Below are 20,578 nucleotides of genomic sequence, written 5' to 3' on the forward strand. Positions count from 1 at the left end.
CCCCCTCTGGCTCGGTGAAAGGCTTCCGGGAGCGCCCTTCCACCGGACCGAAGGTGCGAAAGACGCGGTAGGAGGACCTTAGCGCCGGCGGTGAGGCGAGGCCGTTGACCTGGGTCAAGGCGCTTCGGAGCGCCATCCCCGACCCTAGCCGTGTCTACCTCTTTGGAGGTAGCAGGAGTTTTTTCACAACCCACTGATTCAACTAGCATTTGCTTCTGCCGCCCGGTGTTGCATCGGGCGTGGTGACAAAGGCGACTCTTTGGAGGTAGGCGGCGCCCCTGGCGCGATGCCGGATGTCATGCCCCGTTCCCTGTCCTTCCGCGCCGGCCTGGCGATGGCCGGCATCGTGCTGCTGGCGCTGACCAGCATGCTCGGCTCGATCATCATCGCCGAGAACGCCCGTGGCGACGCGGCCGCCATCAACCAGGCCGGCGCCCTGCGCATGCAGGCCTATCGTCTGCTGAGCACCACCCAGCGGGCCGATGCCGACAGCGAGGCTCGCCGGGCGCAGATCGCCGAACTCGAGCGCAGCCTCGCCTCGCCGGCGATCACCGGACGCCTGGCGGACGATCCACGGCATCCGCTGAACCGCCAGTACCGCACCGTCATCGCGCAATGGCACGACCGGCTGCGGCCGCGGATGCAAGCAGCAGGCGTTCCGGCCACGCTGCCGGTCGGCGACTTCGTCGACCAGGTGGACCGCCTGGTCGACCAGCTCCAGCGCGAGGCCGAGTCGCGAATCCAGCTGATGCGCCTGTTCCAGGGGGTCATCCTGTTCTTGACCCTGGGCCTGGTGTTCCTGGCCATGTACAAGCTGACCACCGATGTCATGCCGCCGCTGCGTGACCTGCTCAGGGTCGTCGATGGCTCACGGCGCGGCGACTTCAGCGGCCGCACCCGCTACGCGGCCGACGACGAACTGGGCCTTCTGTCGCGCACCATCAACCAGATGAACGACAGCCTGTCCCGGATCTACGGTCAGCTCGAGGCGCGCGTCGAGGCCAAGACCGCCGAGCTCGAGCGCAGCAACGAGACGCTCGAGGTGCTCTACCAGGCCGCGCGCCAGCTCAACGGCGCCCCCATCGGCGATGCCAGCTACCGCCGGGTGCTCGAAGACCTCGCCGCCGTCACCGGTCTGGGCCCCGTCACCCTGTGCCTGAGCCAGAGCGATGCCGAGCGTGCCTACCTGCGGCTCTCCACCCGACCCGACGATTGCCCCGACTTCTGTCGCGCGCCGGCCTGCCAGCCCTGTCTCGACGGCAACGGCGACACCCCCTGGGTGTATCGGGTCGCGGTGAACGAGGCGGGGCGGAACTACGGGGTATTGCTGCTCGAATATTCGCCCGAGTCGCCGCCTCGGCGCTGGCAATGCGACCTGGTCGAAACCATCGCCGGTCTGATCGCCACCTCGCTATCGCTCTCCCAGGGCTACGCCGAGCAGCGCCGGCTGGCGCTGATGGACGAACGCGCGGTGATCGCTCGAGAACTGCACGACTCGCTGGCCCAGTCGCTCTCCTACCTGAAGATCCAGGTCTCCCGCCTGCAGGCCCAGGCCCGGGCCGGCGGGGCCCATGCCGACACCGAGGCGATCGTCGATGAACTGCGCGAAGGCCTCAACGCCGCCTACCGTCAGCTCCGCGAGCTGCTCAACACCTTCCGCCTGAAGATGTCTGACGCCGGGCTGGAGGCCGCCCTCGAGGAGACGGTGCGCGAATTCGTCCGTCGCGGTGAGCTGTCCCTTCGCCTCGACTACCGCCTCGATCACTGCCCACTGTCACCCAACGAGGAGGTGCATACCCTGCAGATCGTTCGCGAGGCGCTGTCCAACGTCGTCCATCACGCCCGGGCGAAGCGCTGCGAGGTCAGCCTGAGCACCGACGAGGCGGGCCGCGTGGCGGTCAGCATCCGCGACGACGGCGTCGGTCTCGGAGGCACATCGAACCAGCCGGAACACTACGGGACCATCATCATGCACGAACGCGCCGCCAGCCTGAGCGGCCGCCTCGAGCTGCACGAGCCGGCCGAAGGGGGCACCGAGGTCAGGCTGCACTTCACGCCTCAGCTCCACCGAGAGACGACGGCCACCTCATTGCCGGGAGACACGCCATGAGCACCGCGATCCTGATCGTCGACGACCATCCGCTGTTCCGTCGGGGGGTGCGCCAGCTGCTGGAGATGGATCCCGAGCTGGCGATCGCCGGAGAGGCCGCCGACGGGGAAGCCGCCATCGAGGCCGCGGGCCGCCTGTCCCCGACGCTGATCCTGATGGACCTGAACATGGCGCGGCGGGATGGCCTCGACGCCCTGCGCGCGCTGCGCGAGTACGGCGTCGAGGCTCGCATCGTCATGCTCACGGTCTCCGATGCCGAGGAGGACGTGGTCGCTGCCCTGCGCGCCGGCGCCGACGGCTATCTGCTCAAGGACATGGAACCCGAAGACCTGCTGGCGGCGATCAAGGAGGCCGCTGAGGGGCGCATGGCGGTCAGCCCACGCCTCGCCGGCCTGCTGGCGAAAGCACTGAGCGGCCCTCGCCCGGGACCGGGCGAGAACCTGCTGGACTCGTTGACCGCCCGTGAAGGCGAGATCCTGGCCGCCCTGGCGGAAGGCCTGAGCAACAAGCTGATCGCCCGTCGACTGGCGATCAGCGAAGGCACGGTCAAGGTTCACGTCAAGCACCTGCTCAAGAAGCTGGGGCTGCGCTCACGGGTCGAGGCGGCGGTGTGGGCCGTGCAGATGGGGGGCGAGAAATAGCCCGGACCGTCCTGCAGGGCACCTCAGTCGTCGTCATCGATGATGTCGCCGATCCAGGTCAGGGCCGCGACGCTGGCCGGCAGCCCCAAGGTCGGAACGCCCAGCAGCGCGACCTGCTCCAGCGCCGCCGACGACTCGCCCTCGGCCAGGGCACGACGGACATGGGAGTGCACGGCGCCCTCGGAGCCGGCGCCCACCGCCAGGGCCAGCTTGACCAGACGGCGAGTGCGGGCATCCAGCGGCCCGCTTTCGGCACAGGCCTTGCCCAGTGCCGCATAGGCGCGCCATACCTCCGGGTGACGTTCGGCGACCCGGCCGGCACCGGCGGGAAGTTCCTGTCTCGGCATGTGGGACTCCTTCTGACGACGAATGACGCCCACAGTATAGGAAGCCGCGTCTCAGGCCAGCCAGGACCAGGGACTATGGCGGATGGCCGCCCCGACCACGAAGGCGAAGGCCAGCAGAGCGGCGCCGGCCGCCAGTCCGCGGATCACCGGCGTGCGCCCACGCTTGATGGCCACGCTCCCGAGCCCGATGTAGACCAGCAGCCCCAACAGCTTGGCCGCGAGCCACGGCTGCTGGTGTGGCCATAGCGAGAGCCCCACCATCATCCAGACACCCAACCCCAGCAGGGCGCTGTCGACCAGGTGCGGCAGCCCGCGAACCCAGCGACGCGCCGGCCTGGGCGACCCACGCACCGACCACCAGGCCCGGAGCATGAACAAGGCCAGGCTGAATCCGGCGATGCTCATGTGAAGATGCTTGATCAGCAGATAGTGTTCCATGGAAGGGGCCTCGACGACTGGCCGGACTCGGTCGTTTGTCATCGCGCCTAGCCTGCCTTTCCGTCGCTGCGCGCCGAGCTCAGCGGGACCGCGTAGTGCAGCAGGAAGATCGCATAGGCCAGGCACCACAGGATGATGGTCAGGCTGTAGGTCAGATGCATGATACCCGGCAACGCGGCCAGCAAGGGGCCACGCAGCAGGCCGGCCACGGCCAGCAGGCCCAGCGCCACCCCCATGCCCGGCAGCGTCACGATGGGGCGGCCGGTGTGCCCCAGCGAGACCCGCGCCATCATCGCCAGCATCATGGTCCCCATGGCCCCGACGGTCAGCGTGTGCACCGCCAGCTCGACGCGAAAGGCGCCGAGCGCCGCCAGCGCCCACATACCCAGGCCCAGCGGGAGGGCGGCATAGCTGACATGAAGCCCCCAGAGCAGCGGCTCTCGCCACGTACGCAACCCACCCCAGCGCGCCAGCCGCAGCGCATTGGCCAGGGCCGCCAGGGCCAGCGCCCCCGCCATCACGCCCTCGGGCGGCGCCATCCCCGGCAGGACGGCGAGCTGGGCCCCCAGCACCGCCGCCATGCTGCCCAGGGTCGCCCCCTCCAGCCAGCGCCGGGGCTGGGGCCGGGGGCCGCCCAGTCGATTGGCGGTGAACAGCGGTATCACTCGGCCGCCCAGCACCACCATCACGGCAGCGATCAGCAGCACCGCCAGGCGAGCCCCCGCCCGTGCCAGCTCGCCATCTCCCCACCAGGCTCCCAGGTGCATGGCCAGGTTGGCCACGGCCAGAAGCCCCAGCAGCGGCAGGAAGACCAGATTCCGCCAGCGCCCGGCGGCGATGACCATCCGCGCCATCACGCCCGCCACCGCGACCAGGAACCCCACATCGATCAGCATCACGCCCCACTCCGGCAGACCGATGGGGAAGGCCAGCAGCCCACGGGCCACGGCCCACAGCGCCACCAGGCCCAGCAGCGGCAGGCCGGTCGGGCCGGGACGGCCGGTCCAGTTCTGCGCCGCGGTGAGCAGGAACCCGGCGATGACGGCGGCACCGAAGCCAAACAGCATCTCGTGCTGATGCCACCACAGCATGCCGCCCCAAGGCCGCAGCAGGACGTCGCCCTGCCAGAAGGCCAGCCACGCCATCAGCGCGACGATGCCGAACAGGGCGGCCAGCAGGAAGAAGGGGCGAAAGGCCAGGCCCGCCACCGGCAGGCGTGTCGTGAGGGAACGAGGAGCCATCATGCACCATATCCGAGGCTGGAACTTGGGTATCGGCATTGTGCGCCGCGGCGTTCGGCCCGGACCATGACAGGCATCAAGAAACGTCCTTATCCGTCGGATGCGTCGTCCTCGGCGTCCCTATCGCCCACCGGTGCCTCACGTTCGTAGTGGAACTTCATGTAGGCGATCCCCGGGGCCATCACCAGCCGCCAGGCCAGCTCCTCCTCGTCGCCGCACTCGGGATCGTACTCTCGCAGCGTCGCCATCATTGCCTCCAGCCAGCGATCATAGAGCGCCGGACGGATGTCCAGATGCGCGCGGTTGTGGCGAATCGCCACCCGCGCCAGGTAGTCGCCGTCATGGCTGGCCGCGTAGAGGCTGATCAGGTGATAGAAGGATTTCTTGAGCATCGCCTGCTGGCGATCCATGTCGATGCCGCGGAACTTCCCGGCCACCTCCGTCGACCCCTCCAGGAAGCGTCGGTAGAAGGCATCGAAGAACCCCTGACCCTCGACCTCATGGGCCAGGGCTCGTGCATAGCTGGCATCGAAGACCCTGACGATATCCATGCGCCCTCCCCGCCGAAGCGCCGCCTGCCTACCAGCCTAGCCGCCCCTCCCTTTCCCGACGATGTGCGAGGCTCGGGCCGCCATTCTTGACCGAGATCAGGACAAGACGCGACTGCGACAATCTTGCCCACCTCGGGGGCTGGTGGGCCGCCCCTCTTTAGAGGTATTTTAAATGCATCTTAAAGAGACGCGCCGCCCACTCTCGCCCAGGAGCCGCCCATGCTGACTCAAGCCCAGGAAAGCCTGATCGCCGCCACCGCCCCGGTGGTCGCCGAGCATCTCGATGCCATCACCCAGCGCTTCTACCCGCTGATGTTCGAGCGTTACCCCGAGGTCGCGCCGCTGTTCAACCAGACCCACCAGGCCAACGGCGGACAGCCGCGGGCGCTGGCCGCGGCGGTGCTCGCCTACGTGCAGCTGCGCCAGGACCCCGAACGGGTGCACGAGGTGCTGGCCACGGTGGTCAGCAAGCACGTGTCGCTGGACATCCGCCCCGAGCAGTACCCGATCGTCGGCGAGTGCCTGATGGCCGCCATCGGCGAGGTGCTGGGCGATGCCGTGACGCCGGAGATCGCCGATGCCTGGGGCGCGCTCTACGAGGAGCTTGCCGGCCTGCTGATCGAGCTCGAGGAAAAGCGCTACCGGACCTTCGAACAGCAGCCCGGCGGCTGGCGCGGCCCGCGCGAGTTCCGCATCGCCGAGACCCGCCAGGAAAGCGCGGTGATCCGCTCCTTCGTGCTGGAACCCACCGACGGTGGCCCCGTGGCCGAGCATCTCCCCGGCCAGTACATCGGCGTGCGCCTGACCATCGACGGCCAGCCGGTCCATCGCCACTACAGCCTCTCGGCGCTGCCCAACGGCCGCAGCGTTCGCATCTCGGTGAAGCGCGAGGACGGCGGCGTGGCCAGCCGGCACCTGCACGACGCCATGGCCGTGGGCGACACCCTGGAGCTGCTGCCGCCCGCCGGCGAGCTGACCCTGGTGGCCGGCGACGAGCCGCTGCTGCTGGCCAGCGGCGGCGTCGGCCAGACGCCGATGCTGCCGCTCGCCCGCCAGGCCCTGGCCGAAGGCCGCCGGGTGGTCTACCTGCACGCCGCCCAGGACGCCGAGCAGCGCGCCTTCGCCGACGAGCTCGCGGCCCTGGCCGCCGAGCATCCCGAGCGGCTGACCGCGGTCAGCGTTCAGGAACGCGGCGACGGCGCCGATCACCTCGGCCGCGTGGACCGCGACCTGCTGGCCCGCTACCTGCCCGAAGGCGCGCGCTGCTACTTCGTCGGCCCCCAGGGGTTCATGTCCGCCGTGGACCGCAGCCTGAAGGCGCTGGGCATTCCCGACGAGCGTCGCCACTACGAGCACTTCGGCCCGGCGCGTCCCCTCGACGCCGCCTGATCATCCTCTCCCATGAAAGAACGGCCCGGACGCCTTGGCGTCCGGGCCGTTTTTGTAGCCCCGACCAGAACCGGCTCAGTGGCCGAGTATCTGGCTCAAGAACAGCTTCGTTCGGTCCGATTCCGGGTGATTGAAGAAGGTCTCCGGCGGCGCCTGCTCGATGATCTGGCCCTGGTCCATGAAGATGACGCGGTCCGCCACGGTCTTGGCGAAGCCCATCTCGTGGGTCACGCAGAGCATGGTCATGCCGTCCTGGGCCAGCTCGACCATGACATCGAGCACCTCCTTGATCATCTCCGGATCCAGCGCCGACGTGGGCTCGTCGAACAGCATCACCTCGGGGCGCATGCACAGCGCCCGGGCGATGGCCACGCGCTGCTGCTGGCCGCCGGAGAGCTGGCCGGGATACTTGTGCGCCTGGTCGGCGATGCGCACCCGCTCGAGGAATTCCATGGCGGTCTTCTCCGCCTCGGCGCGGGGCTTCTTCTGCACCCAGGTCTGGGAGATGCAGCAGTTGTCGAGCACCGACAGGTGCGGGAACAGGTTGAAGTGCTGGAAGACCATGCCGACGTTGCGGCGGATCTGCTCGATGCGCTTCACGTCCTGGGTCATGGTCACGCCGTCGACGACGATGCGGCCCTGCTGATGCTCCTCGAGGTGGTTGAGGCAGCGGATCAGGGTCGACTTGCCCGAGCCCGAGGGCCCGCAGATGACGATGCGTTCGCCCCTGGCCACCGTCAGGTCGATGTCGCGCAGGACGTGGAAGTCGCCGTACCACTTGTTGAGCCCCTCGACCGAGATCATCGGCTCGTCGACGGGGGCGCTGGCCGTGTTGTTGGTCGCCATGCCGGTCGTTCCTCGTTCTTGAAAGCGTTTGTTAAGTGCTTGTTATTCCGTGCCTGCCGCTCAGCTCTTGTGGCCGGTATGCAGGCGCCGCTCGATGTACTGGCTGTAGCGCGACATGCTGAAGCAGAAGATCCAGAACATCAGCGCCGCGAACACGTAGCCCTCGGTGGCGAAGCCCAGCCAGTTGCTGTCGGTGAGCCCGGCGCGGATGATCGCCAGCAGGTCGAACAGGCCGATGATCAGCACCAGCGAAGTGTCCTTGAACAGCGCGATGAAGGTGTTGACGATGCCGGGAATCACCAGCTTCAGCGCCTGGGGCAGCACGATCAGTCCCATGCGTCGCCAGTAGCCCATGCCCAGCGCCTTGGCGGCCTCCTCCTGGCCCCTGGGAATGGCCTGCAGGCCGCCGCGCACCACCTCGGCCATGTAGGCGCTCCAGAAGAACATGATGCCGATCAGCGCCCGCAGCAGCTTGTCGAACTCCACCTCGCTAGGCACGAACAGCGGCAGCATCACCGAGGCCATGAACAGCACCGTGATCAGCGGCACGCCGCGCCAGAACTCGATGAACACCACGCACACGCCGCGCACCAGCGGCATCTGCGAGCGACGCCCCAGCGCCAGCACCACGCCCAGCGGCAGCGAGCCGACGATGCCCACGACGGCCACCGTCAGGGTCAGCATCAGCCCGCCCCACTCGCGGGTCGGCACCGCCATCAGCCCGAAGTGGCCGCCGAGCAGCAGCACGTAGGCCACCGCCGGGAAGCCGACCAGGGCGAACAGCCCCACCCAGCGCTTGGCCGGCAGCCGGGGAATCGCCAGCCAGGCGATCAGCAGCCCCAGCATCATGAACACCGTATCGACCCGCCAGCGAGCGGCCTCGGGATAGAAGCCGTAGACGATGGTCTCGAAGCGGGCGCTGATGAACACCCAGCAGGCGCCCTCGCCACTGCAGGCCTCGCGGGTCGAGCCCAGCCAGTCGGCGTCGATCAGCGCCCACTGCACCAGCGGCCACAGCCCCCAGCCCAGCACCGCCAGCACGCACAGGGTGATGACGCTGTTGAGCGGTCCGTCGAAGAGGTTGGCGCGCAGCCAGCCCGGCACGCCGCGGCGCAGATCCGGCGGCCGTCGCGCCTCGATCATCTCGATTCGTGTCGCCATCTCGGCCATGTCAGCGCTCCTTCATCAGGGTGCGGGCGTTGTAGAGGTTCATCAGCGCCGACACCACCAGGCTGATCAGCAGGTAGACCGCCATGGTCATGGCGATGATCTCGATGGCCTGGCCGGTCTGGTTGAGGGTGGTGCCGGCGAACACCGCCACCAGGTCCGGGTAGCCGATGGCCGTGGCCAGCGAGGAGTTCTTGATCAGGTTCAGGTACTGGCTGGTGAGCTGGGGCACGATGACCCGCATCGCCTGGGGGATCACGATCTTGCGCAGGGTGATGTTGCCGGGAAGGCTGATCGCCCGGGCGGCCTCGACCTGCCCGCTCGGCACCGACTGGATGCCCGAGCGCACGATCTCGGCGATGAAGGAGGCGGTGTAGATCGACAGCGCCAGCCACAGCGCCATCAGCTCGGGGATGATCGTCACCCCGCCCGAGAAGTTGAAGCCGGCCAGCACCGGCACGTCCCAGGCCAGCGGCCGCCCGGTCACCAGGAACACCGCCAGCGGCAGGCCGACCAGGATCAGCGCGCCGAGCCGGTAGACCGGCAGCGCCTGGCCGGTGCGGGCCTGCAGCCGCCGCGCGTAGAGCGCCAGCCCCACCACCGCGGCCACCGCCAGGGCCAGCGCCCAGAGGGTGGCGTCGAAGCCCGGCTGGGCCACCGGCGCCGGCATCATCAGCCCGCGCACGTTGAGGAACAGCGCCTCGAACAGCGACAGGCTCTGGCGCGGGCTCGGCAGCGCCTGGAGCACGGCGAAGTACCAGAACAGGATCTGCACCAGCAGTGGAATGTTGCGGAAGATCTCGACGTAGGCGGCGGCCAGCCGGGCCAGCAGCCAGTTGCTCGAGAGCCGGGCGATGCCCACCGCGAAGCCGATGACCGTCGCCGCGACGATGCCGAGGCCGGATACCAGCAGGGTGTTGAGCAGCCCCACCACGAAGGTGCGGCCGTAGGTGCTGTCGCCGCTGTAGGCGATCAGCGTCTGGGGAATGGAGAAGCCGGCCCGCTCCTGGAGGAAGCCCAGGCCGGTGGTGATGCCCCGGGCCTCGAGGTTGGCCAGGGTGTTGGTCACCAGCATCACGATCAGCGCCGCCAGTCCCAGCAGCAGCAGGGCCTGGATCACCAGCGCGCGCACGGCGGGGTCGCGCCACAGCGGCCCCCGCTCGGAAGACGAAGAACGCAGCATGTCGAGCCTCGAATGCGATGAGACGGCCCTCACCCCCGGCCGGGGGTGAGGGGAAACGGAGGGTCGATGCCGATCAGCGGATGGGCGGCGCGTAGAGGATGCCGCCCTCGTTCCACAGCGCGTTCATGCCGCGGCCGATGGCGAGCGGGGACTCCTCGCCCACGGTGGCGGCGAACACCTCACCGTAGTTGCCCACCTGGGCGATGATGTCGTAGGCCCAGTCGTTCTCGAGGCCCATCTGCTCGCCGTAGTTGCCGTCGCCGCCCAGCAGGCGTGCGACCTGGGGATTGGGCGGATTCTGCTGCATCTCGTCGACGTTGTCGCTGGTCACGCCCAGCTCCTCGGCGTTGATCATGGCGAACACCGACCACTGGACGATGTCCAGCCACTGGTCGTCGCCCTGGCGCACCACCGGGCCCAGCGGCTCCTTGGAGATCAGCTCGGTGAGGATCTCCACGCTGTCGGGCTCCGGCAGCTGCAGGCGCAGGGCGCTGAGCTGGGAGGTGTCGGAGGTCAGGACATCACAGCGGCCGCTGGCGAAGCCCTGGGCCGTCTGGTCCGGGGTATCGAAGGTCACGGTGTCGATGTCGATGCCCTTGGAGGGGAAGTAGTCGGCCAGGTTCAGCTCGTGGGTGGTGCCCGACTGGATGCAGATGGAGGCGCCGTTCAAATCCTCCAGGCTCTCGATGCCGAGGTCCTTGGCGACCATGAAGCCCTGGCCGTCGTAGAAGGTGGTGGTGGTGAAGTTGAGGCCCAGGGAGTTGTCGCGGGTGGCGGTCCAGGTGGTGTTGCGCGAGAGCATGTCGATCTCGCCGGACTGCAGCGCGGTGAAGCGCTCCTTGGCGGTCAGCGGGGTGAAGACCACCTGCTCCGGGTCGCCGAAGATGGCCGATGACACCGCGCGGCAGGTCTCGACGTCCAGGCCCTGCCAAGTGCCGTTCTCGTCCGGCGAGGAGAAGCCGGACAGCCCGACGTTGACACCGCAGCGCAGGTTACCGCGTTCCTTCACCTCGTCGAGGGTGGCGGCCGAAGCGTGGCTTGCCGCCGTCAGGCCGAGGGTCGCGACGGACAGGGCGATCAGCGTCTTGTTGTTATAGCGCATGATCTTGACTCCATAGCTGTAGATAGAAGGTTTGTGCTTGTTATTCGCAGGACGAACATAGCCAGAGTCGGCAGCCGGCGCACCGGCTTGCATTTAAACGTTCGATTCGATCTGCCTTGCTGCGGCGCAACAAGAAAGCCCCGGCATCGGCCGGGGCTGACGGTCGTGGCGGGGATCGTCCGACACCTCGCCGAGCGTTGACCGGCTCGGCGATTAGCATCGGTCCGGCGCGCGAATCAGTGCTGGAACGAAGACTCGGCGAGCGCAGAGCGTTTTCTTGCGGCGCTCAGCCGCACTTGGACCAGCCGCATCCCGAATAGCAGGTCGGGCAACCGTCCATCATCACCAGATCGCCGCCGCACTCCGGGCACTGGCCAACCACGGTGGGCCCGCCCTGACCTGCCTCGGCCGCGCGCTCGGCCTCGGCCTGCTCCTCGGGGCCGGGCGGATGCCAGGGCCGGCCGGCCAGGCGCCGGGCGTGACGTGCCACCAGCTCCTCCACCGGCACCTGCAGGCCGTCCTGGTCGAGGAAGCCCCGCCGGTAGAGGATCTGCTGGATCGACCAGGCGATAGCGGCGACCTCGGAATCGTGGAACATCGGCTTGCCCCAGCGGTTCATGCCGCAGCGCACCCGGCCCTTGTCCCAGGCCACCTTGCGCAGGTCGGCCACCGCCTGGGTGACGTAGCCGCCGCGAGCGGCCAGCGACAGGCTGCGCATGGTGGCGGTGATCCACTGGTGCTCGCTGGACAGCTGCCCGGAGGGCAGGAAGAACTCCACCGGGCGCTCGATGACCACCCGCTCGCCGTTCAACACGCCCTCCACCGGCATGAAGGACACCAGCAGGTAGACCTTGCGCCGGCCCTCGGCGCCGACGTAGGAGATCTTCTCCGACACCGCCTCCAGGGTGCCCTCGGGGCGCGAGGGAATGCGCCGCGTCAGCGGGTCCTCATCGGCCGGCGGCGGCTCGTCCTGGGGCTGTCGGACACGGGACGACAGGATCTTGGAGGTGATCTCGATGCTCATGACGGGGCTCCTGTGAAAGCCGATGCGGTGTCGTTTGACGGACGGCCGTTCACGGCCGTCGCGAGCCCTGGTTTACCACTTGCCATAGGTGCCCTCCTTGAGCGCATCGTGCAGGTTCGCCGCGGTGTGCTCCTCGCCCTCGTAGATCACCGTCTCGTCGCCGGAAAGCTCCAGCCGTTCGCCGTTCTCCAGCTCGAAGACGTAGACGGTATTCTTGAGATCGTCCTCGCGCACCAGCACGCCCTGGAAGGCCTCGGGATTGAAGCGGAAGGTGGTGCAGCCCTTGAGCCGGCTGTCGTAGGCGTCCAGGTAGAGATCCTGGAAGTCCTCGTAGGCGAAATCGGTGGGCACGTTGACGGTCTTGGAGATCGCCGAGTCGATCCAGGCCTGGGCGGCGGCCTGCACCGCCACGTGCTGGGCCGGCGAGACGCCGTCGGCGGTGACGAAGTAGTCCGGCAGGTCACTCTCCACGGCCTCGGGGGCGACGACATGGCGATAGGCGGCCAGCTCGAAGGAGACCACCTCGATCTGCTCCTTGGTCTTGCGCCCGGCGCGAATGACGTTGCGAAAGTAGCGATGCGAGAAGGACGGCTCGATGCCGTTGGAGGCGTTGTTGCCCAGCGACAGCGAGATGGTGCCGGTGGGCGCGATGGAGCTGTGATGGGTGAAGCGCGCGCCGTGCTCGGCGAGTTCGGCCACCAGCTCGGGTTCGACCTCGGCGACCTTCTGCATGTAGCGGCTGTAGCGGGCGTGCAGGATTCGCCCCGGCACCCGGTCGCCGGCCTGATAGCCGTCCTGGACCAGCTCCGGGCGCTCGCGCAGCATGCGCGGCGTCAGCTCGAACGACTCGGCCAGCACCGGCGCCATGCCCTTCTCCTTGGCCAGCGCCAGGGCCTGCTTCCAGCCCTCGACCGCCAGCACCCGGCTGACTTCCTCGGTAAAGGCCAGCGACTCCGGCGAGCCGTAGGGCAGCTTGAGCATGGTCAGCGCCGAGCCCAGCCCCAAAAAGCCCATGCCGTGGCGGCGCTTGGCCTCGATCTCGCGGCGCTGGCCGTCGAGCGGCAGGCCGCTGATCTCCACCACGTTATCGAGCATGCGGGTGAAGATCGCAACCACCCGGCGGTAGCGCTCCCAGTCGAAGCGCGGCGCCTCGCCGAAGGGCTCGAGCACGAAGCGCGTGAGGTTGATCGAGCCCAGCAGGCAGGCGCCCTCGGGCGGCAGCGGCTGCTCGCCGCAGGGGTTGGTGGCGCGAATCTCCTCGCAGAACCAGTTGTTGTTCATGCGGTTGACCTGGTCGATCAGGATGAAGCCCGGCTCGGCGAAGTCGTAGGTGGAGCGCATGATGGTGTCCCACAGCCCGCGGGCGCGGACCGTCTCGACCACACGGCAGGCCACCCGGCCCTGGTCATCGAGGGTGTAGCCCTCCTCGACCACCGGCCAGTCGCGGTAGATCAGTTCGCTGTCGTCGACGTCGTCCTTCTCGGCGGGATGCAGCGGGAACGCCAGCGGCCAGTCGGCGTCGGCGCGAACCGCCTCCATGAACTCGTCGGTGATCAGCAGGCTGAGGTTGAACTGGCGTAGCCGGCCGGCCTCGCGCTTGGCCTCGATGAAGCTCTGCACGTCCGGATGGCCGACGTCGAAGGTCCCCATCTGGGCGCCGCGGCGCCCGCCCGCCGAAGCCACGGTGAAGCACATCCTGTCGTAGATATCCATGAACGCCAGCGGGCCGTTGGTGCCGGCCCCGGCGCCGAACACGAAGGCGCCGCGGGGACGCAGGGTCGAAAAGTCATAGCCGATGCCGCAGCCCGCCTTGAGGGTCATGCCGGCTTCCACCACGCCCTCGAGGATGTCACGCATCGAATCGTGGAGGGTGCGCGAGACCGTGCAGTTGATCAGGCTGACCGCCGGCTTGACGGCCTCCGCCCCGGCGTTGGCGACGATGCGCCCGGCCGGGATGGCGCCGTTGTCCAGCGCCCAGCGGAACTGGGGCAGCCAGGCCTCGGCGTCGTCCTCCACCGCGGCCAGCGCCCGGGCCACCCGCTCCCGGGTGGCGGCGGGGTCGGCGTCCACCGGCCGGCCGTGACGGTCCTTGAGGCGATACTTGCTGTCCCAGATATCGAGCGAAGGCGCCTGCAGCGGCACCTCGTCGACGCTGGGCGCATCCTTGGCAGTGGTGGTGCGCATCGATTCTCTCTCATGTGCGGTGAAAACGGCAGCGGTCGCGCACGACCGCCTGTCGCGGAGCATCCCGGCGGCGGAGGTCGCATGGCACGGGCCCGCTCCCGACGGCGCGATGTCTGACTACCATATATAGACGAAAATCACTCTCAGCACACATGATATGGATCATCCGCCCGAGCCGCGGACGAAAGAAAGCGCCCGACCGTGAAGGTCGGGCGCCAGGCTTGGCATCAGGCAACACGCGTCAGAAGCCGCCGCCGGCACCTGAACCGGTACCACCGGCTCCGCCACCTCCTCCAGCGTTGCCACCGTTACCACCGGCTCCGGAACCACCGCCGCCGCCGGAACCGCCGCCGCCGCCGGAACCACCACCGCCGCCGCCGGAACCACCACCGCCGCCGCCGGAACCACCACCGCCGCCGCCGGAACCACCACCGCCGCCGCCGGAACCACCACCGCCGCCATTACCGCCGCCGTCACCCCCGCCACCATTACCGCCATCGCCGCCGCCATCGTCACCATTCGTTGGTGTGGTGGGTGCGCTAGTGGGCGTGGTGGGCACGGTCGGCGCGGGAATGACCTCCTCGCTCGGCACGACGGCGATCAGAGGCAGGAAAGTGCCGTCACATCCGTCCAGCAGTCCCCCGCCGCAGCCGCCACCGCCGCCACCGGCGGCCGGTGCCGGCAGGTCCTCGAGCAACGCGTCGATCTCGGCGTCGGTCAGCGATGCCGACCCGGTCAGTCGGTCGTTCGCGACCCTCGCCATCTCGTCTTCCGAGAGCGTACCGCCCCCGGGCCCGCCGATTTCCGACTGCGCCTGTACGCCAGCGGCTGACAGACAGCCCACGGCGACGACCAGGGCAGCCAACTTGAACCCTTGCATCTCGCCCTCCCCCGCCGCCGGCCCTCGCCGTCGACGCGACATAACGCCATACAACATTTTGTTACATGCACGCTAAGCATCGTCACAGAACGCAGGCTTCACCATCGGAAGGGCCGCTGATTATCGCGACGAGGGAATCAGGCATACGACTGCCTGGCAGACGGCAGGAAACTCGTACCGGGATGACAGGGCGATCGCGCTCCCCTGGGACCACGCCTAGACGGTCCGGGAGTAGCGCGCCTTGTCGCCGTCCAGGTAGGCATCGAAGACCATAGCCAGGTTGCGCAACATCAGACGGCCGGCCGGGCGCACCTCGAGGCAGCGCTCGCCCAGCGTGATCAGGCCATCGTCGCGCATCGGCGCCAGGGCCTTCAGGGCATCGGCGAAGTGGCCGGCGAAGTCGATGCCGTGACGCGCCTCGATGGCATCGACGTCCACCCGGCCGTGGCACATCAGGGCGTGGATGACGTCGCGGCGCAGGCGATCCTCGTCGTCGAGCCGGTAGCCGCGCAGCACCGGCAGCCGCCCGGCCTCGACCCGCTCGCGATAGGCGGCGATCTCCTTGACGTTCTGGCTGTAGCCGTCGCCGACCTTGCCGATGGCGCTGACGCCAAGCCCGATCAGATCGCAGTCGGCGTGGGTGGAGTAGCCCTGGAAGTTGCGCTGCAGGGTACCTTCGCGCTGGGCCCGGACCAGTTCGTCGTCGGGCAGCGCGAAGTGGTCCATGCCGATGTAGACGTAGCCGGCGTCGGTCAGGCGATGGATGGTCAGCTCCAGCAGCTCGAGCTTGCGCTCGGGCGGCGGCATGTCCTCGTCGCGGATCAGCCGCTGGGCCTTGAAGCGCTCGGGCAGATGGGCATAGCTGTAGGTGGCGATGCGATCCGGCCGCAGGGCGACGATCTTGTCCAGGGTGGCCGCGAAGCTGGCCACGGTCTGGCGTGGCAGGCCGTAGATCAGATCGACGCTCACCGAGTGGAAGCCGGCGTCCCGGGCGGCCGTCATCAAGGCGGCCACCTCGGCCTCGCCCTGGACGCGGTTGACCGCCGCCTGCACCTCGGGGTCGAAGTCCTGAACGCCGAAGCTCAGGCGATTGAAGCCCAGCGCACGCAGCTCATGCAGCTGCGACGGGGTGACGGTACGCGGGTCGACCTCCAGGGAAAACTCCCGGGCCTCGGGGGGCGCGAAGCGAAAGCCCGCCGCCAGGGCCTCCATCAGCTCACCGAGCTGGGCAGTGTTCAGATAGGTCGGCGTGCCGCCACCCAGGTGCAGCTGGGCAAGCGTGCGCTCACTATCGAAGAGTTCGGCCTGGAGGCCGATCTCGCGCTTCAGCAGGGCGAGATACTCGGCCGCCCGCTCGCGGCGATGGGTGACGATCTTGTGGCAGGCGCAGTAGTAGCAGAGGCTTTCGCAGAAGGGGACGTGCACGTAGGCCGACAGCGGCTTGGGCGCGGCGACGCGATGGCTCTGGGCGGCCTGGGCCCGATAATCGTCTTCGGCGAAGGCGGCCTGGAACTGCGGCGCCGTCGGATAGGAGGTATAGCGCGGCCCGGGGCGGTCGTACTTCTCGACGAGGGGGCGGATGAACGGCTGTGGCTGGGGCATGATCGGACCTCCGGATACGCTGGCGGCGGCCCGGGCCATCGCCGCCTGAGCGCATTATGCCAGCCCTTTCCACGCCCGTTGGCCTCGTCCCACCCGAAGTTGATGCCGATCAAGTCGGTTCCGGCAGGGCTGCCGACTGCGTCGATGGACCTCCCCGGCTCGCCGTCACGAGCATGGTAGAATCGAGAAGATGCCTCGCCGCGCCTGGAGAACGGAATGCGCCTGACCCACTTCACCGACTACTCCCTGCGCGTGCTGATCTACCTGGCCGTGAAGGGCAACGAACACTCACAGGGACATCCAGAGGCGCGCGCCACCATCGCCGAGATCGCCGAGCGCTTCGCCATCTCGCGCAACCATCTGATGAAGGTGGTGCAGGAGCTCAATCGGCTCGGCTACCTGACCGCCACCCGCGGCAAGCACGGCGGCCTGCGGCTGAAGCGGGCGCCCGCCGAGATCTCGCTGGGCGGGCTGGTGCGCGACACCGAGCCCGACCTCGGCCTGGTGGAATGCTTCCGCGACGACAACGCCTGCACCATCACCCCCGCCTGCCGGCTGAAGCCGATCCTCGGCGAGGCCCTGGCGGCCTTCCTGTCGGTGCTCGACCGCTACACCCTCGCCGACCTGCTGGGCCAGCAGCGCGCCGAGCTGATCCAGCTGCTGAATATCGAGGACGCCTCACAGGCCTCGTAAGGCCGACAGCTTCGACACCGCGTGCTAGTCTCCCGACGCCACGGTCATGGATGCCCGCATGTTCTCCTCACGCCCCTTCCTCTCTTGCCTGATGCCTCTCTCGCTAAGCGCGCTGATGGGCATGACCCTCGCCGCCCCGGCGCTGGCCGGCAGCTACAACGTCGACGACGCCCGGGCCCACGGCGACTGGCACTCGCTGGAGCTGCGGCTGGGCGACGAACGCCACGTGCGCGCCATCGAGCAGCACAGCTACAGCGACAGCGTGTTCAGCGTCAACGCCACGCCGGGCGCCTGCGATCACCCCTGGCTCGAGCTGCGCGTCGAACTCGGCGAAGTCCAGGCCGAGACCGGCACCGTCAACCGGGTGCCGGCAGACCTGCTGATCGATCAGGGCTGGGTCCACCAGAGCCGGGCCGAATTCATCACCGAGCGCGGCAACAGCGGCTTCTATGCGCGCCTGGTGCTGCCCGACACCGACGAGGTGCTCGACGAGATGCGCGGCGGCGAGACGCTGCGCCTGCGCCTCCATCGCGCCGAGGACGACCACTGGTTCCTGGTCTTCAGCCTGAACGGCGCCGACGCCGCGCTGGCCCGCATGGAGACGCTCTGCCGCGCAGGCTGAGCCCTCGCCGTTCTTCTCCCGCCCAACGCAGGACGCCCCCGCCGCAAGGCGGCGAGGGCGTCGAGCATGAACCGCGGGGCGATCAGCTGCGGATCAGGTGATCGAAGGCGCCCAAGGCGGCCTTGGAGCCCTCGCCCATGGCGATGACGATCTGCTTGTAGGGCACGGTGGTGACGTCGCCGGCGGCGAAGATGCCGGGCACCGAGGTCATGCCGCGCTCGTCGACCACGATCTCGCCGCGCTCGGAGAGTTCGATGGGCGAGTCCTTCAGCCACTCGGTGTTGGGCACCAGGCCGATCTGCACGAAGACGCCCTCGAGGGCCAGCTCGCGCAGCTCCCCGGAGGCGCGCTCCTCGTAGGTCAGGCCGGTGACGCGGTTGCCGTCGCCGTTGACCTCGGTGGTGCGCGCGCCCTTGATCACTTCGACGTTGGGCAGGCTGGCGAGCTTCTTCTGCAGCACCTCGTCGGCGCGCAGTTCGTCCATGAACTCGATCAGCGTGACCTCGCCGACGATGCCGGCCAGGTCGATGGCCGCCTCGACGCCGGAGTTGCCGCCGCCGATCACCGCCACGCGCTTGCCCTTGAACAGCGGGCCGTCGCAGTGCGGGCAGTAGGCCACGCCCTTGTTGCGGTACTCGGCCTCGCCCGGCACGTTCATCTCGCGCCAGCGGGCGCCGGTGGCCAGCACCAGGGTCTTGCTCCGGAGGCTGGCGCCGGAGGCGAAGCGCACCTCGTGCTCGCCGCCCGGCTCGCCCGGGACCAGCTCGACGGCGCGCTGCAGGTTCATGATGTCGACGTCGTATTCCTTGACGTGCTCCTCCAGCGCCGCGGCCAGCTTGGGGCCCTCGGTGTGCGGCACCGAGATCAGGTTCTCGATCGACAGGGTGTCCAGCACCTGGCCGCCGAAGCGCTCGGCGGCCACGCCGGTGCGAATGCCCTTGCGCGCCGCATAGACGGCCGCCGCGGCGCCGGCCGGCCCGCCGCCGATCATCAGCGTATCGAAGGCGGGCTTCTCGCTGAGCTTGGCGGCCTCGCGCTCGACGGCGCCGGTGTCGACCTTGGCCAGGATCTTCTCGAGGCTCATGCGGCCCTGGTCGAAGGTCTCGCCGTTGACGAACACGCTCGGCACCGACATCACCTCGCGGGCCTCGACCTCGTCCTGGAACAGGGCGCCGTCGATGGCGTCGTGGGAGATGCGCGGGTTGAGGATCGCCATCAGGTTCAGCGCCTGGACCACGTCCGGGCAGTTCTGGCACGACAGCGAGAAGTAGGTCTCGAAGTGCAGGTCGGCGTCGAGGGAGCGGATCTGCTCGATGACCTCGTCGCTGGCCTTGGGCGGATGGCCGCCCACCTGCAGCAGGGCCAGCACCAGGGAGGTGAACTCGTGGCCCATGGGGATGCCGGCGAACACCACACCGGTGGGCTCGCCGTCGCGGTGCAGGGCGAAGGACGGCACGCGCCGGTCGCTGCCCTCGGTGGACAGGGTGATCTTGTCGGAAAGGCCCGCGATCTGCTCGAGAAGAGCGTGCAGTTCCTTGGACTTGTCGCCGTCATCCAGGGTGGCGACCAGCTCAAAGGGTTGCGTGACCTTGCCAAGGTAGGCTTTCAGCTGTTGCTTCAGAGAGTCGTCCAACATAACGGCGGCAATCCTTGATGATATGTGACTCGCAGACACGACTTCCCCGTGCGGGTCGCGAAGCCTCGCGCCCGGGAGCGTGTCAGGAAAAACCGGAATCGGGCCCCGCCGGGACGTGGTCCCGATCTCGCTTGCGCGACTGGTTGGGCGATCGAGGCGCAGCGCCTCGGCGGGGTAACGGGGAGCGGGAGAATCCCGCAGGTCAGCGATCCAATAAAGGATGCACGGATCGGCAGTCCGTTTAGATCTTGCCGACCAGGTCCAGGGACGGCGCCAGGGTCTCTTCGCCTTCTTCCCACTTGGCCGGGCAGACCTCGTTGGGGTTGGCGCGGACGTACTGGGCGGCCTTGACCTTGCGCAGCAGCTCTTCGGCGTTACGGCCGATGTTGCCGGCGTTCAGCTCGATGATCTGGATCTTGCCGTCCGGATCGACGACGAAGGTGCCACGATCGGCGATGCCGGCTTCCTCGATCAGTACCTCGAAGTTGCGCGACACGACGTGGGTCGGGTCGGCCAGCATCGGGTACTGGAGCTTGCCGATGGTCTCGGAGCTGTCGTGCCAGGCCTTGTGGGTGAAGTGGGTGTCGGTGGACACGCCGTAGATCTCGACGCCCAGCGCCTTGAAGGCCTCGTAGTTGTCCTGCAGGTCACCCAGCTCGGTCGGGCAGACGAAGGTGAAGTCGGCCGGATAGAAGAAGAAGATGCTCCACTGGCCCTTCAGGCTCTCTTCGCTGACCTCGACGAAATCGCCGTTGTGATAGGCGGTGGCGTTGAACGGTTTGACTTCGGTGTTGAGCAGGGACATCGCGTCGCTCCTGTTTGAGTGCGTGTGTGGGGAAGACGCGAACAGAATACCCAGCCCCCTCTCATTGGTTAAATTGAATAGGGTGATGCTGACGATAGCCAAGAGCTAATCGGTGCC

General features: G+C 68.4%; 19 protein-coding genes. 5 read left to right on the forward strand and 14 right to left on the reverse strand.

What is annotated here, in order from left to right:
* Positions 1-298 precede the first annotated feature (298 nt).
* Positions 299-2,110 carry a histidine kinase gene (locus tag CVH10_RS05310; protein ID WP_181244354.1) on the forward strand — a complete coding sequence of 604 codons (1,812 nt, stop codon included), beginning with the start codon at positions 299-301 and terminating at the stop codon, positions 2,108-2,110.
* Positions 2,107-2,751: a two-component system response regulator NarL gene (gene narL / locus CVH10_RS05315; RefSeq protein ID WP_106488025.1), complete on the forward strand. Its 645-nt coding sequence runs from the start codon at positions 2,107-2,109 to the stop codon at positions 2,749-2,751. Before CVH10_RS05310 ends, narL begins: the two co-directional genes overlap by 4 nt.
* Before the next feature lie 23 nt (positions 2,752-2,774).
* Here the strand turns inward: narL and CVH10_RS05320 are convergent, their stop codons facing one another.
* From CVH10_RS05320 to CVH10_RS05335, 4 genes are all read right to left on the reverse strand, one after another.
* Positions 2,775-3,098 (reverse strand): carboxymuconolactone decarboxylase family protein, encoded by a 324-nt coding sequence (locus tag CVH10_RS05320; protein WP_046077909.1) that lies wholly within the window; start codon positions 3,096-3,098, stop codon positions 2,775-2,777.
* A 51-nt stretch (positions 3,099-3,149) separates the two neighbouring features.
* Positions 3,150-3,536, reverse strand: coding sequence for a SirB2 family protein (locus tag CVH10_RS05325; RefSeq protein WP_046077910.1), 387 nt, complete (start codon positions 3,534-3,536; stop codon positions 3,150-3,152).
* Positions 3,537-3,583: 47 nt separating this feature from the next.
* Positions 3,584-4,780: an NnrS family protein gene (locus CVH10_RS05330; RefSeq protein WP_106488026.1), complete on the reverse strand. Its 1,197-nt coding sequence runs from the start codon at positions 4,778-4,780 to the stop codon at positions 3,584-3,586.
* An 86-nt stretch (positions 4,781-4,866) separates the two neighbouring features.
* Positions 4,867-5,328, reverse strand: coding sequence for a globin (locus CVH10_RS05335; protein ID WP_106488027.1), 462 nt, complete (start codon positions 5,326-5,328; stop codon positions 4,867-4,869).
* A gap of 219 nt (positions 5,329-5,547) precedes the next feature.
* Here CVH10_RS05335 and hmpA point away from each other — a divergent pair, with 219 nt between their 5' ends.
* The gene (gene hmpA, locus CVH10_RS05340) at positions 5,548-6,717 is read left to right on the forward strand and encodes an NO-inducible flavohemoprotein (RefSeq protein WP_106488028.1); all 1,170 of its coding nucleotides are present in this window, start codon (positions 5,548-5,550) and stop codon (positions 6,715-6,717) included.
* A gap of 75 nt (positions 6,718-6,792) precedes the next feature.
* On the opposite strand, the gene CVH10_RS05345 is transcribed toward hmpA, so the two are convergent.
* The 8 genes from CVH10_RS05345 to hemN all read right to left on the reverse strand — a co-directional run bounded on the left by CVH10_RS05345 (position 6,793) and on the right by hemN (position 16,705).
* On the reverse strand, positions 6,793-7,563 hold the full coding sequence (locus CVH10_RS05345) for an amino acid ABC transporter ATP-binding protein (RefSeq protein WP_369335734.1): 771 nt from the start codon (positions 7,561-7,563) through the stop codon (positions 6,793-6,795).
* 60 nt (positions 7,564-7,623) lie between these two features.
* The gene (locus CVH10_RS05350) at positions 7,624-8,706 is read right to left on the reverse strand and encodes an amino acid ABC transporter permease (protein ID WP_369335746.1); all 1,083 of its coding nucleotides are present in this window, start codon (positions 8,704-8,706) and stop codon (positions 7,624-7,626) included.
* Positions 8,707-8,734: 28 nt separating this feature from the next.
* Positions 8,735-9,913, reverse strand: a complete 1,179-nt coding sequence (locus CVH10_RS05355) for an amino acid ABC transporter permease (protein ID WP_106488030.1) — start codon at positions 9,911-9,913, stop codon at positions 8,735-8,737.
* A gap of 73 nt (positions 9,914-9,986) precedes the next feature.
* Positions 9,987-11,015, reverse strand: coding sequence for an amino acid ABC transporter substrate-binding protein (locus CVH10_RS05360; protein WP_106488031.1), 1,029 nt, complete (start codon positions 11,013-11,015; stop codon positions 9,987-9,989).
* 286 nt (positions 11,016-11,301) lie between these two features.
* The gene (locus CVH10_RS05365; protein ID WP_035596286.1) at positions 11,302-12,039 is read right to left on the reverse strand and encodes a hypothetical protein; all 738 of its coding nucleotides are present in this window, start codon (positions 12,037-12,039) and stop codon (positions 11,302-11,304) included.
* 72 nt (positions 12,040-12,111) lie between these two features.
* The gene (locus CVH10_RS05370) at positions 12,112-14,223 is read right to left on the reverse strand and encodes an adenosylcobalamin-dependent ribonucleoside-diphosphate reductase (protein WP_106488032.1); all 2,112 of its coding nucleotides are present in this window, start codon (positions 14,221-14,223) and stop codon (positions 12,112-12,114) included.
* 241 nt (positions 14,224-14,464) lie between these two features.
* Complete coding sequence (locus CVH10_RS26525) at positions 14,465-14,986, reverse strand: hypothetical protein (protein WP_219924682.1); 522 nt, start codon at positions 14,984-14,986, stop codon at positions 14,465-14,467.
* Between the two features lie 333 nt (positions 14,987-15,319).
* Positions 15,320-16,705, reverse strand: a complete 1,386-nt coding sequence (gene hemN / locus CVH10_RS05380; protein ID WP_035599898.1) for an oxygen-independent coproporphyrinogen III oxidase — start codon at positions 16,703-16,705, stop codon at positions 15,320-15,322.
* 216 nt (positions 16,706-16,921) lie between these two features.
* On the opposite strand from hemN, the gene CVH10_RS05385 reads away from it, so the two are divergent.
* Together CVH10_RS05385 and CVH10_RS05390 are read left to right on the forward strand one after the other, a co-directional pair.
* A complete protein-coding gene (locus CVH10_RS05385) occupies positions 16,922-17,398 on the forward strand; it encodes an Rrf2 family transcriptional regulator (protein WP_035599895.1) in 477 nt (158 codons plus the stop codon).
* A gap of 58 nt (positions 17,399-17,456) precedes the next feature.
* Positions 17,457-18,020, forward strand: a complete 564-nt coding sequence (locus CVH10_RS05390; RefSeq protein ID WP_369335735.1) for a hypothetical protein — start codon at positions 17,457-17,459, stop codon at positions 18,018-18,020.
* 82 nt (positions 18,021-18,102) lie between these two features.
* Here CVH10_RS05390 and ahpF read toward each other — a convergent pair whose 3' ends face one another.
* Positions 18,103-19,656 (reverse strand): alkyl hydroperoxide reductase subunit F, encoded by a 1,554-nt coding sequence (gene ahpF, locus CVH10_RS05395; RefSeq protein WP_106488033.1) that lies wholly within the window; start codon positions 19,654-19,656, stop codon positions 18,103-18,105.
* Between the two features lie 241 nt (positions 19,657-19,897).
* Positions 19,898-20,461: an alkyl hydroperoxide reductase subunit C gene (gene ahpC / locus CVH10_RS05400; protein WP_035599890.1), complete on the reverse strand. Its 564-nt coding sequence runs from the start codon at positions 20,459-20,461 to the stop codon at positions 19,898-19,900.
* Positions 20,462-20,578: the final 117 nt, after the last annotated feature.

The sequence above is a fragment of the Halomonas sp. ND22Bw genome, assembly GCF_003011945.1.
In the GTDB taxonomy this organism is placed as follows: domain Bacteria; phylum Pseudomonadota; class Gammaproteobacteria; order Pseudomonadales; family Halomonadaceae; genus Halomonas; species Halomonas halophila.

Coding starts and splice junctions, on each gene's coding strand:
- CVH10_RS05335 (WP_106488027.1), bottom strand. CDS start 5,328: ATGGATATCGTCAGGGTCTTCGATGCCAGCTATGCACGAGCCCTGGCC.
- ahpC (WP_035599890.1), bottom strand. CDS start 20,461: ATGTCCCTGCTCAACACCGAAGTCAAACCGTTCAACGCCACCGCCTAT.
- CVH10_RS05365 (WP_035596286.1), bottom strand. CDS start 12,039: ATGAGCATCGAGATCACCTCCAAGATCCTGTCGTCCCGTGTCCGACAG.
- CVH10_RS05330 (WP_106488026.1), bottom strand. CDS start 4,780: ATGATGGCTCCTCGTTCCCTCACGACACGCCTGCCGGTGGCGGGCCTG.
- hemN (WP_035599898.1), bottom strand. CDS start 16,705: ATGCCCCAGCCACAGCCGTTCATCCGCCCCCTCGTCGAGAAGTACGAC.
- CVH10_RS05385 (WP_035599895.1), top strand. CDS start 16,922: ATGCGCCTGACCCACTTCACCGACTACTCCCTGCGCGTGCTGATCTAC.
- CVH10_RS05360 (WP_106488031.1), bottom strand. CDS start 11,015: ATGCGCTATAACAACAAGACGCTGATCGCCCTGTCCGTCGCGACCCTC.
- CVH10_RS05390 (WP_369335735.1), top strand. CDS start 17,457: ATGTTCTCCTCACGCCCCTTCCTCTCTTGCCTGATGCCTCTCTCGCTA.
- ahpF (WP_106488033.1), bottom strand. CDS start 19,656: ATGTTGGACGACTCTCTGAAGCAACAGCTGAAAGCCTACCTTGGCAAG.
- CVH10_RS05355 (WP_106488030.1), bottom strand. CDS start 9,913: ATGCTGCGTTCTTCGTCTTCCGAGCGGGGGCCGCTGTGGCGCGACCCC.
- CVH10_RS05345 (WP_369335734.1), bottom strand. CDS start 7,563: ATGGCGACCAACAACACGGCCAGCGCCCCCGTCGACGAGCCGATGATC.
- CVH10_RS05310 (WP_181244354.1), top strand. CDS start 299: ATGCCCCGTTCCCTGTCCTTCCGCGCCGGCCTGGCGATGGCCGGCATC.
- narL (WP_106488025.1), top strand. CDS start 2,107: ATGAGCACCGCGATCCTGATCGTCGACGACCATCCGCTGTTCCGTCGG.
- hmpA (WP_106488028.1), top strand. CDS start 5,548: ATGCTGACTCAAGCCCAGGAAAGCCTGATCGCCGCCACCGCCCCGGTG.
- CVH10_RS05350 (WP_369335746.1), bottom strand. CDS start 8,706: ATGATCGAGGCGCGACGGCCGCCGGATCTGCGCCGCGGCGTGCCGGGC.
- CVH10_RS05370 (WP_106488032.1), bottom strand. CDS start 14,223: ATGCGCACCACCACTGCCAAGGATGCGCCCAGCGTCGACGAGGTGCCG.
- CVH10_RS05325 (WP_046077910.1), bottom strand. CDS start 3,536: ATGGAACACTATCTGCTGATCAAGCATCTTCACATGAGCATCGCCGGA.
- CVH10_RS26525 (WP_219924682.1), bottom strand. CDS start 14,986: ATGGCGAGGGTCGCGAACGACCGACTGACCGGGTCGGCATCGCTGACC.
- CVH10_RS05320 (WP_046077909.1), bottom strand. CDS start 3,098: ATGCCGAGACAGGAACTTCCCGCCGGTGCCGGCCGGGTCGCCGAACGT.